The organism is Anaerococcus porci, from assembly GCF_009696575.1.
Classification (GTDB): domain Bacteria; phylum Bacillota; class Clostridia; order Tissierellales; family Peptoniphilaceae; genus Anaerococcus; species Anaerococcus porci.
Genome location: NZ_VULQ01000008.1, coordinates 52,291 through 64,771, shown reverse-complemented (window position 1 = coordinate 64,771; position 12,481 = coordinate 52,291). Strand labels below are relative to the sequence as shown.

Here is a 12,481-nt window from a genome sequence, read left to right as displayed (position 1 = left end):
ATGAAATGTCCATATTGTGACTCAAATGATACAAAAGTTATAGATTCGAGGGCTACAGAAGATAATACTGCTATAAGAAGAAGGAGGCTTTGCCAAAGCTGTAACAAGAGATTTTCAACTTATGAAAGGTATGAAGACAGGACACTTATGGTTATAAAAAAAGATGATACAAGGGAATCTTTTGATAGGTCAAAGCTTATAAATGGTATAGTAAAATCTTGTGAGAAAAGACCAGTTTCTATCGATCAAATTGAACAAATAGCAAATGAAATAGAACTTGAAATAAATCATTTGGGAAAAAAGGAAGTATCTTCCACTACAATAGGAAAATTTGTTTGTGATAAACTTAAAAATATAGATCCAGTAGCATATGTTAGATTTGCTTCAGTATATAGAGAATTTAAGGATGTAGAAAGTTTTTACGAAGAATTAAAAAATTTAAAAGATGAAAATTGATGTTATTCATGAAGGATAGCATCTTTTTTTTAAAGATAGGAAAAGCATGGATTTATTTGAATTAAATAGGATAAGAGAAATTGAAAAATCAGCTCCCTTAGCAGATAGGCTAAGACCTAAAACACTTGATGATTTTATTGGTCAAGAACATTTGATAGGTGAAGGAAAGATTTTAAGAAGGATGATTAAGGCAGATAGGATTTACTCATCTATTTTTTATGGACCTCCAGGAGTTGGTAAGACTACACTTGCAGAAATCATATCAAATACTACTGATATGGCTTTTGAAAAAATATCTGCTGTAGCAAGCGGTATATCCGATCTAAAGAAAAAAATAGAAATAGCAAAGGATAATCTTAAATTTGAAAATAAAAAGACTATACTTTTTATAGATGAAATTCATAGGTTTAATAAATCACAACAAGACTATCTTCTGCCTTTTGTAGAAGATTCTACAATTATATTAATTGGGGCAACAACAGAAAATCCATATTTTGAAGTAAATAAGGCATTGATATCTAGAATGTATGTTTTTGAGCTGAAAAGTCATAGCTATAATGATTTAAAGATGCTTATAGATAGAGCAATAAATAAGGATAGAATACTCCAAAGAAAAAATATAAGTATAACAAATAATGCAATAGAAACCTTAATATCCTATTCAAATGGAGATTGTAGGGCACTTTTAAATGCTTTAGAGATAGCTGTGTTTTCACAAGATGATAATAAAGGTATAATAGAAATTGACCGCCAAACTATCTTAGATTCAATTCAAAAAAAGATTTCAATATATGATAGAAATGGTGACAGGCACTACGATACAATATCTGCTTTTATAAAATCTATGAGAGGTTCAGATGTTGATGCAAGTATCTATTATTTAGCAAAAATGCTTAACTCAGGTGAAGATATAAAATTTATAGGAAGAAGGATGATGATTTTTGCTGCAGAAGATATTTCTCTTGCAGATCCAAATGCATTAAATATTGCAACTAATGCTTTTAATGCGTCAATAGCAGTTGGAATGCCTGAAGCAAGAATTATTTTAGCAGAGGCTTGCGTTTATCTTGCACTTAGTCCTAAAAACAATTCCACATATCTTGCTATAAATAAGGCTATGGATTTTGTTAAAAATAAGAGGGATTTAGAAGTTCCAAATAAATTAAAAGATACTCACTATAAAGATAGCAAAAAATTAGTAAAAGATGAGTATCTTTACCCTCATAACTATAATGGCTATGTTAAACAAGATTATTTACCAGATGAGTATAAAAATGAAAAATTTTATGAGCCAAAAAATATTGGATATGAAAAAGAGCTTGTAGAAAAATTAGAAAAAGTTAAGAGAGGATTAGACAAATGAAATTAAGAGAAATTCAAAGAGATTTAGAAAAATTTATTGATAAGGAAATTACTCTTGAAGGATGGATAAGACAAGCGAGGTTTACTAAGAATGTAGGTTTTATAGAACTAAACGATGGAACTATATTTAAGAACCTCCAAGTTGTGTTAAGTAAAGACTTAGATAACTTTGAAGAACTAAAAAAAGAACATCTTTCAGCATCATTAAGGGTTAGTGGGTTATTGGTTAAAACAAATAATGCAAAACAAGCCTTTGAACTTCAAGCAAATAAGGTTATTGTACTAGGCCATAGTGATGAAAAATTTCCTATTCAAAAACAAAAACAATCTCTTGAATACATGAGAACTATTCCTCACCTAAGAGCAAGAACAAATACTTATAGGGCAGTATTTAGATTAAGAAGTAAACTTGCATTTGCTCTTCATAATTTCTTCCAAGAAAGAGGATTTATCTACTTAAATGCACCTATAATTACAGCATCTGATACTGAAGGAGCAGGAGAGATGTTCCAAGTTACAACCCAAAATCTTGAAAAACCTAATCTAAATGATGAAGGAAAAGTTGATTATTCTAAGGATTTTTTTGGAAAGAAATCATATCTTACAGTATCAGGTCAATTGGAAGCAGAAGATTTTGCTCTTGCTTTTTCAGACATTTATACATTTGGACCAACTTTTAGGGCAGAGGAGTCAAACACACCAAGACATGCAGCTGAATTTTGGATGCTTGAGCCAGAGATTGCCTTTGCTGACTACAATGATTGTATGGATGTAGCGGAAAATATGATTAGGTATATGATTGACTATGTTCTTAAAAATTGTAAAGATGAGATTACTTTTTTCAATGAAAAAATTGATGATACACTTATAGAAAGGCTTGAAAAGGTAAAAGATGCTAAATTTGCAAGAATTACCTATACTGATGCTATAAAAAAACTAAAAGAAGCCAATGTAGATTTTGAATATCCAGTAGAATGGGGAATGGACCTTCAAACAGAACATGAAAGATATTTATCAGAAAAGATTGTAGATGGACCTGTTTTTGTTACAGACTATCCAAAAGACATAAAGGCTTTTTATATGAGAAGAAATGAAGATGGGAAAACTGTAGCTGCTTTTGATCTATTAGTTCCAGCTGTAGGTGAGCTGATAGGGGGAAGCCAAAGGGAAGAAAGATATGATGAACTTGTAAAATCTATGGAAGATAATGGACTTAACATAGATGAATATCAAAATTATCTAGATCTTAGAAGATATGGTTCTGTTGTTCATTCAGGATATGGACTTGGTTTTGAAAGAGCTGTAATGTATCTTACTGGAATGAAGAACATTCGTGACGTAATACAATATCCAAGAACAGTTAAGTCATTTGCATCAAAAAACTAAGGAGTAATTATGAGGGAATATAATCCAAATGCTATTGAGAAAAAATGGCAAAAAATATGGGATGATGAGGAAACATTTAAAGCTGTTATAGATAAGGATAAAAAGAAATTCTATCCATTAGTAGAATTTCCATATCCATCAGGTCAAGGTCTTCATGTAGGCCATCCAAGACCTTATACGGCTTTAGATATAGTAGCAAGAAAGAGAAGACTAGAAGGAGAAAATGTAATTTATCCAATGGGTTGGGATGCATTCGGTCTTCCAACAGAAAACTATGCTATAAAAAATCATATACACCCAGCAATAGTTACAAGAGATAATATTAAAAATTTCAAGTCGCAAATGAAATCAATTGGTTTCTCATTTGACTGGTCAAGAGAAATTAATACAACTGATCCAAATTATTATAAATGGAGTCAATGGATATTTATACAACTCTATAAACATGGGCTTGCCTACAAAAAAGAAATGCCAATAAACTGGTGTCCATCATGTAAGATAGGACTTGCTAATGAAGAAGTAGTTGATGGTAAGTGTGAACGATGTGGCTCAGATGTAACCCATAAGGTTAAAAATCAATGGATGTTAAAAATTACAAAATATGCAGACAGACTCATAGATGATTTAGATGATGTTGACTATGAAGAAAAAATCAAAACTCAACAAAAAAATTGGATTGGAAGAAGCTATGGTGCAGAAATAGACTTTAAATTAAAGGATAAGGATTATAAATTAAATGTCTATACTACAAGACCTGATACAATTTTTGGCGCAACTTATATGGTAATAGCACCAGAACATCCTATGCTTGAAAAATTTAAAGATGATATTAAAAATCTCGATAAAGTTAAAGAATACCAAACTTTTGCTAAGAAAAAGTCAGATTTTGAAAGAAGTGAGCTTTCTAAGGAAAAAACAGGGGTTAAACTTGATGGAATATCTGCCATAAATCCTGTAAATGGAAAGGAAGTTCCAATTTGGATATCTGATTATGTACTTATATCTTATGGTACAGGTGCGATTATGGCAGTACCAGCCCATGATGAAAGAGATTTTGAATTTGCTAAAAAATTTGATATGCCAATAATTCCTGTAATTGACAATGGGGATGAAGAACTTCCTACAATATCAAATGACAAGGGACTTATGATAAATTCAGATTTTTTAAATGGTCTTTCAGTTGATGAAGCCAAAGCTAAGATGATAGAATATGTTGAAGATAATGAGATAGGCTTTGCAAAAGTAAATTACAAACTTCGAGATTGGGTATTTTCTAGACAAAGATATTGGGGTGAACCAATTCCTATGATTTATTGTCAAGAACATGGTTGGGTTCCAGAAAAGGAAGAAAATCTTCCTATAGAGCTTCCTGAAGTAGAAAGCTATGAGGTGACAGATGATGGAGAAAGTCCATTATCAAAAATAGATGACTTTGTAAATACTACTTGCCCAATCTGCGGAAAGCCTTCTAAAAGGGAAACAGATACAATGCCACAATGGGCAGGCTCTTCATGGTATTATTTAAGATACACAGATCATAATAATAGTAAGGATATTGCAAGCAAAGAAAATCTAGAATACTTTACACCAGTTGATTGGTATAATGGCGGAATGGAACATACAACACTTCATTTACTCTATTCAAGATTTTGGCACAAGTTCTTATATGATATAGGTAAGGTTCCTACAAAAGAACCATATCAAAAAAGAACATCTCATGGAATGATTCTTGGAGAAGACCATCAAAAAATGTCTAAATCAAGAGGAAATGTAGTAAATCCTGATGACATAGTAAGAGATTATGGTGCTGATACTCTAAGAGTATATGAAATGTTTATTGGTGATTTTAGATCAACTGCTCCTTGGTCAGACGAGGGGGTTAAAGGTTGTAGGAAATATCTTGAAAGAGTATTTAACCTTTATGAATTAGTAGAAGATGGAGAAGAATATTCAAAAGATTTAGAAATTCTTATAAATCAAACTATTAAAAAGGTTTCTGATGATTATGAATCACTAAAATATAATACAGCTATAGCCGCTTTGATGAGTCTATTAAATGAATTTAGAAATAAAGGGACAATCACCAAAAAAGATTATAAGACTTACTTAATTTTATTAAATCCAGTTGCCCCTCATTTAACAGAAGAATTATGGGAAGAGATAGGATTTGAAGGTGAGCTCAATCAAGCATCATGGCCAATTTATGATAAATCTAAGCTTGAATATGATACAATTGAACTTCCAGTTCAAGTAAATGGCAAAGTTAGGACTAAACTTAATATAAGTAAAGATGCAGATCAAGAAGATGCTGTAAGTAAGGCAGAAAATGATAAAAACATACAAAAATATATAGATGGAAAAGATATATTTAAGGTAATATATGTACCAGGCAAGATATTAAATCTACTTGTAAAATAAAGACTAAAAAATGGACTATTCATAAATTTATGAATAGTCCATTAATATTTTTGATTTTGTATAGCGGATATAATCTTAGTAATCTTTTCACTAGAATCTAAATCTCCTGTAGAAATATTTTTAATATATTCAATCAAATCCATACTCTTACTAACAAATTTTAAATAGTCATCTCCAACTATAAAATCAATTAAAAGCTTATCTTCAATTTTTTCTAATGAAAAAACATAAATACCTTCTAAATATTTGGTATTTCTCAAAAATACACCCTGATTTGGAAATCTTTCAAATCCATCAATAAAAACTTCTTCCTCTTCTATATTTATGTCGAGACCAAGCTTTATAATCTTTTCAAAAAGTTCTTTAAAAGCTTTTAAATCAAAATTTTCATAAAAATTATCTACCTTAATTCGAGATTTATTTTTTTCTATTGAAAGGCTTATGTTCTTGTTATTATAGAATTGATAAAAGATAGCCTTAAAAATATAAAATGCAGTATTATAATATAAATTTTTAAGTCTTGCTTTTTTATCAATTTTTAAGTAGACTTCCTTTTTCTCTATATTTCCTTCAATTGTATATACAATATCTTTTTCAACCATCTGTATGTTTTTTATTTTAAATGAGGATATTTCGGGATTTTCATCCAGAAGATAGGCGGTTTTCGGAATAAAAATGCTTCTATCTAAGATAAGTTTAGTATAAGGATAATTATATTTTTTCTTTTTTATATTTGCACTAATTTCATCTATTAAGGGATGACTTATGTATAATAAATCTTTCATACTATAATTATATCATATGTTATAATTTAAGTGGGAGATAGATATGAGAAAAATATTATTTTTAAGCTTATTAGGTTTTATTTGTGGAATAGGTTTTTTTGTATATTTTGAAGGTCTTAATTTAGTCTTGATTTTAGGACTTTTTTTCCTATGTCTTTTATTTATGAAAAAAACAATTTTTTATTTTTTTCTAGCAGTAATTTTAGGAAATTTCATAGCAGGAATAAATTTTAATTCTTTTAAATTGAACAAATATGAAAAACTAGACTTATCACTTTTAGTAGTGGATAAGTCTAGCACTAATGATAGATTTATTTATACAGTTAAGGCTAAAGATAAAATTTATAAAATAGATGAAAAATCAATTCTTATATCAGACAAAGAATTTAATCTTGGAGATAGACTTATAGGAAATTTTGAAATAGATCTAGTCTCTAAGAATACCAACCCTTATCTTTTCAACTATAGGAATTACATGCTTGGAAAAGGGGTTAAATCAAGACTTAAAATTATAGATTTGAAGAGAGTAGAAAAAACGAAATATCTTAATTTAAGACTTAAAGAAAAATTTAGTTTTTATATAAAATCTATCTTTGACAATAATTTAAGTGAGGATGCATCTGATTTTGTAAAGGCTGTGGTTTTATCAGAAAAGTATAAGAATATAAGTGAATTATCATCTTTAGGTATTTCCCATTTACTTGCTGTATCTGGTCTTCATATAGATATAATATTAGGGTTTATGATACTTATACTTATAAAATTTGGGCTTTCTTATAAAGTGGCTCTGCCTTTAGGATTAATTTTTTCAGTATCTTATGGATATTTGATAGGATTTCCTTTCTCTATTATGAGAGTAATCTTACTTCATAGTATTATATATTTGGGTTTTTTACTAAAAAAAGGAAAGGATATGTATAAAATTCTAATGGCATCTTTTCTATTAATTATTTTTATAAATCCTTTTGCTATATTTCATGCATCCCTAATACTTTCATATTTGGCAGGTTTTGCCATATATATAATTTATCCAAAATATAAGAATAAAGGTTCATTTATAAAGAAAAATTTGGTTTTTATAGGCTCGATTCAACTTGTTATGTTCCCGTTTTTAGTCTATTATTTCCAAAGTTTTAATTTTCTATCAATAATTACAAATTTTTTAATTGTACCTATATTTCAAATATCAGCCTATCTTATTTTTATAATAATTTTGGCATATCCATTTTTGGGAAAGTTTTTATTTATTATATTTTGGAGTTTGAATTTTTTGATAAAATCAATAATAAATATGGCTTTATTTTTAAATTCTATAGATGTATTTAAAATTAGTTTTCCAAAAGAATCAATTCTTATATCGATTTATTTTCTAATAATTATATATCTATTTCTGGAACTTAAAAGCAAAAGACTTAAAAATTTAAGAAAATATTTAATATATTCAATTCTAATAATAGTTTTTTCTATTACTTGTGATTTAAATAGGCCTATAAGTTTTTCGATGATAGATATTGGACAAGGCGATTCATTTATCTTAGAGACTGGAAAAGATATATATCTTTTTGATTGTGGTGAGATTTCTTTTGGTAATTATAACTCTACTGATAATATTCTCATTCCTCTTTTAAAAGCAAAGGGAATTAGAAAAATAAAGGGGGTTTTTATCTCTCATGAAGATAGTGATCATTATGGAGCTTTAGGTAAATTAAATAATGAATTTAATATAGAAAAAATCTATGTAAATAAGTATAATGTGAATTCATTTAAAAATTACAACATAGAAATATTACATGACTATGATAGACTTACTAAAAAAGATATAATAATAGATGTCCTTGAAAATTATGATGGGGAAGAAAATGAGGACTCAATGCCACTTTTACTTACAATAAAAGGAGTAAGAATACTTACTATGGGTGATTTACCTAGCAACAGGGAAGAAGTAGTTAAAAGAAAAGCCGATATTTTAAAAGTATCACACCATGGCTCTAAATCTTCTACATCAAAAGATTTTATTAATTATGTAAGGCCCGAAGTTGCTTTAATATCTGCAGGACGAAATAATGTATATAAACATCCTAGTAAGGAAGTATTAGAGAATTTAAAAGATATCAAAACTTATAATACTCAAACAGATGGATATGTAGAAATCCAATTTGTGAATGGTGGTTTTAAAGTTGAAAAATATATGAAGGGGGGATTTTTTAGATGAATTATAAGGAATTTATGAAAGCTTTCTTATCAAGTAATACAAGTGGAATATATTTGATTGATTCTGAAGAAGAATACCTAAAAGAGACAATTATAGATGCAGCAAAGGATATACTAAGATATCCTGACTTTAATTACATAGAAATTAAGGGAAAAACAAGTATAGAAGAGATTCAAACAGCTATGGACACATATCCTATTATGGAAGATAAAAAAGTGATTATATGGAGAAATGTAGACTTTTCTCAAAAAAACATTAAAGAATATGAGGAAGTTAATAATAGCCTTATAAAAACAATTAATAATGTCGGAGATTTTTTAACTCTTTTAATAATACCTGATTCAAAGATTTTTAAGGGAAAATTTTATAAAAATGTCAAAAAAAATGGTCAAATAGTAGAAGTAAAAAGGCTTACTAATAATGAATTAATATATTTTATTGGAAAAAGATTCTTAAAATTTGGTAAAAAAATCAAAAAATCTCAAATAAATGATATTATAGCTAGATTTTCATATTTAAATAAAAACTCAGAGGTAGACCTTTATGAAGTTGTAAATACTATAGATAAAATTATTTCAAACTCTGATCAGATGGAAGTAAAAGACATAGATGTATCAGAACAATTAGATCAAATTCTTGATTTAAATATTTTTAATTTTACTGATGCCTTATCTATGAAAAATAGTAAAAAAGCACTTGATACATACTTTTATATGGCAAGGGATATAGATGAAATATTTAAGATTTATCATATGCTAGTAAGACATATTAGAAATCTTATAGGTATAAAGGTTTTAAGTAATAATTCTTTTAATGATTCATATATAATGAAGACACTTTCAATTTCTTTTTATGAGTTAAATAAAGATAAATCTTTCGTGAGAAATTTTACTCTTGATGAATTATTTAATATACATGATTTTTTATATAATATGGAGAGAAAACAAAAGAGCTTAGACTTTGATATGAATTTGAATATGGAAATGTTAATAAGTTCTTTTTCAAAATAAAAAAATCGACTCATTCTATTCTTTGCGACTTGTCTTAAGTCGCAAGTTTGAATGAACCGACTAAAAATTAAGCATTTAATAAATTTAATTTTTTAGCTAATCTTGAACTAGTTCTACTAGCTTGATTTTTATGAATAATGTTTTTTGCTGCTGCTTGTTTTACTTTTTTATCAACAGTTTTGAAAAGTTCATTAGCTTTGTCAGCTTCATTATTTTCTATAGCTTGTTCAAATTTTTTAACATATGTTTTAATTTCTGATTTTACAGATTTATTTCTAGCAGTTTGTCTTCTAGCTATGTCAATTCTTTTAATTGCTGATTTGATATTTGCCATTTTTTCACCCCCAATTTACTTCGACTGATTTATTTTACCATAAACTTAAGTTTTTTACAAATATTTAAGTTTTATTATATGATTTTAAAATATTTTGAACTTTTGCAATATTCGTTTATAATATTTTAGTAAGAGAGGTGTATATATGAGTGAAGAAAATTCATTAGAATTTCTTGATTGGATTAAGACAATACTGCTTGCTTTAATTTTAGCGTTTTTTATAAAAATATTTTTGCTTGATGCTACCAAGGTAGAGGGAAATTCAATGCTTAACACATTACATAGTGGTGATATGTTATTTGTAGATAAATTATCGAAGCATTTTAAAGGTTTTGATGTAGGAGATATAGTTATAATTGAAGCTCCTGACCAAGAATCTACTCTTTATATAAAAAGAATTGTTGGACTTCCAGGGGATACTGTATCTATAAGTAATGGGAATGTATATATTAATGGAGAAATTTATTCAGAGCATTATATAAATACGGACGAAACTCTAACAACAAATAATAATAGTGAATGGACTTTAAATGAAGGAGAATACTTTGTTATGGGGGATAATAGACTTCCAAATGCAAGTAATGATTCAAGAAATTTTGGCCCTATTAGTGAGAATTCTATAGTTGGTCATGCTTTCTTAAGATTTTACCCTTTATATGATATTGGTTTTGTAGATAAGGAAAATAGATAATGAAGAAAAAAGAAAATATAAGAAATTTTTCTATTATAGCCCATATAGATCATGGCAAATCAACTTTAGCTGATAGATTAATTGAGGAAACTAATTCTGTTTCAAAAAGAGATATTGAAGAACAAATGCTTGATAGCATGGATCTTGAGCAAGAAAGAGGAATTACTATTAAATTAAAATCAGTAAAGTTAAATTATAGGGCTAAGGATGGAAAAGATTATGTTCTAAATCTCATAGATACTCCTGGTCATGTAGACTTTACTTATGAAGTTTCAAGATCTCTTAAGGCATGCGAAGGAGCAATTCTTGTTGTGGATGCATCACAAGGTGTAGAGGCTCAAACTTTGGCTAATACCTATCTAGCTTTAGAACAGAATCTTGAGATTTTACCAGTTTTAAATAAGATTGATTTGCCAAGTGCTAGGGTTGATGAGACAAAAGAAGAGATAGAAAATCAAATAGGTCTTGATACCGAAGGAATTCCTCTAGTTTCAGCTAAAACTGGATTAAATATTACTGATGTACTAGAAGATATAATCGAAAATATTCCAGCACCAGAAGATCATGATGATAAGCCTCTTAAGGCTTTAATTTTTGACTCTTATTATGATTCTTATAGGGGAGTAATATGCTATGTGAGAATCTTTGAAGGTTCAGTTAAGCCTGGTGATGAAATTTACATGATGGCAAGCGGAAAATCATACGAAGTTACAGCAGTTGGCTATACTATGAAAGATAGGATAGAGACAAAAGATTTAAGAAGTGGGGATGTTGGTTTTATAGAAGCCAGTATTAAAGACATAAGAAATGCAAGAGTTGGAGATACTATAACTTTAAAGAACAATAAAACAGATAAACCATTATCAGGATATAAGGAAGTTCTACCAATGGTGTATTCTGGTATTTATCCTGCAGAAGGAGAATCTTTTGCAAAACTTAGAGATTCTCTTGAAAAACTCCAAGTTAATGATGCATCTCTTGTATTTGAACAAGAAAACTCTCAAGCCTTGGGTGTAGGTCTAAGATGTGGATTTTTGGGACTTTTGCATATGGATATTATTACAGAAAGACTTGAAAGAGAGTATGACCTTGATATTATAGCTACTGCACCTTCTGTAATCTATAGGGTAAAGACTAAGGGTCATGATGAGAAAAAGTTGGAAAATCCTAATGATTTTCCATCAACTTCAGAAATTGAATATGTAAAAGAACCAATTACAATATCTGAAATTATGACTCCAAAGGATTATATAGGTCCTATAATGGAGCTTGCCCAATCAAGGCGTGGAGAGCTTATAGATATGTCCTATATTGATGAAAATAGGGTTTTAATCAAGTATAAGCTACCTTTAAATGAGGTTATATATAATTTCTTTGATTCACTTAAGTCAAGGTCAAAGGGTTATGCATCTCTTGATTATGAAGTAACAGACTATGTAAAAAGTGATTTAATAAAACTTGATATTAAGATAAACGAAGATAGGGTAGATGCACTTTCGACCATAGTACATAAGGATTTTGCATATGAAAGAGGAAGGTCAATTGTTGAAAAACTCAAGGAACAAATACCAAGACAACAATTCGCAATTCCAATTCAAGCTACTATAGACTCTAAGGTTATAGCAAGAGAAACTGTAAAAGCACTAAGAAAAGATGTAATTGCAAAATGTTATGGTGGAGATATATCTAGAAAGAAAAAATTACTAGAAAAACAAAAAGAAGGTAAGAAGAGGATGAGACAGTTAGGAAGTGTTCAAATCCCTCAGGATGCATTCCTTGCTGTATTAAAATATGAAGATGATTAAAAAGTTAGGCTTGTCCTAGCTT

General features: G+C 28.6%; 10 protein-coding genes. 8 read left to right on the top strand and 2 right to left on the bottom strand.

What is annotated here, in order from left to right; translation table 11 throughout:
- Genes nrdR through leuS form a run of 4 tightly spaced genes read left to right on the top strand, consistent with a single transcriptional unit; the run spans position 1 to position 5,622 of the window.
- Positions 1-456: a transcriptional regulator NrdR gene (nrdR, locus tag FYJ26_RS07390; RefSeq protein ID WP_154541117.1), complete on the top strand. Its 456-nt coding sequence runs from the start codon at positions 1-3 to the stop codon at positions 454-456.
- A gap of 46 nt (positions 457-502) precedes the next feature.
- Positions 503-1,819, top strand: a complete 1,317-nt coding sequence (locus FYJ26_RS07385) for a replication-associated recombination protein A (RefSeq protein WP_154541116.1) — start codon at positions 503-505, stop codon at positions 1,817-1,819.
- Positions 1,816-3,204, top strand: coding sequence for an asparagine--tRNA ligase (gene asnS / locus FYJ26_RS07380; protein ID WP_154541115.1), 1,389 nt, complete (start codon positions 1,816-1,818; stop codon positions 3,202-3,204). Before FYJ26_RS07385 ends, asnS begins: the two co-directional genes overlap by 4 nt.
- Positions 3,205-3,213: 9 nt before the next feature.
- The gene (gene leuS, locus FYJ26_RS07375; RefSeq protein ID WP_154541114.1) at positions 3,214-5,622 is read left to right on the top strand and encodes a leucine--tRNA ligase; all 2,409 of its coding nucleotides are present in this window, start codon (positions 3,214-3,216) and stop codon (positions 5,620-5,622) included.
- A 41-nt stretch (positions 5,623-5,663) separates the two neighbouring features.
- Here leuS and FYJ26_RS07370 read toward each other — a convergent pair whose 3' ends face one another.
- Positions 5,664-6,407, bottom strand: coding sequence for an alanyl-tRNA editing protein (locus tag FYJ26_RS07370; RefSeq protein WP_154541113.1), 744 nt, complete (start codon positions 6,405-6,407; stop codon positions 5,664-5,666).
- A 43-nt stretch (positions 6,408-6,450) separates the two neighbouring features.
- On the opposite strand from FYJ26_RS07370, the gene FYJ26_RS07365 reads away from it, so the two are divergent.
- A complete protein-coding gene (locus tag FYJ26_RS07365; RefSeq protein ID WP_154541112.1) occupies positions 6,451-8,619 on the top strand; it encodes a DNA internalization-related competence protein ComEC/Rec2 in 2,169 nt (722 codons plus the stop codon).
- Positions 8,616-9,629, top strand: coding sequence for a DNA polymerase III subunit delta (holA, locus tag FYJ26_RS07360; protein WP_154541111.1), 1,014 nt, complete (start codon positions 8,616-8,618; stop codon positions 9,627-9,629). The genes FYJ26_RS07365 and holA overlap by 4 nt, the downstream gene beginning before the upstream one ends.
- Positions 9,630-9,696: 67 nt before the next feature.
- Here the strand turns inward: holA and rpsT are convergent, their stop codons facing one another.
- Positions 9,697-9,963, bottom strand: coding sequence for a 30S ribosomal protein S20 (rpsT, locus tag FYJ26_RS07355; protein ID WP_154541110.1), 267 nt, complete (start codon positions 9,961-9,963; stop codon positions 9,697-9,699).
- Positions 9,964-10,108: 145 nt separating this feature from the next.
- On the opposite strand from rpsT, the gene lepB reads away from it, so the two are divergent.
- On the top strand, positions 10,109-10,654 hold the full coding sequence (lepB, locus tag FYJ26_RS07350; protein WP_154541109.1) for a signal peptidase I: 546 nt from the start codon (positions 10,109-10,111) through the stop codon (positions 10,652-10,654).
- Complete coding sequence (gene lepA / locus FYJ26_RS07345; RefSeq protein ID WP_154541108.1) at positions 10,654-12,459, top strand: translation elongation factor 4; 1,806 nt, start codon at positions 10,654-10,656, stop codon at positions 12,457-12,459. Before lepB ends, lepA begins: the two co-directional genes overlap by 1 nt.
- Positions 12,460-12,481 lie beyond the last annotated feature (22 nt).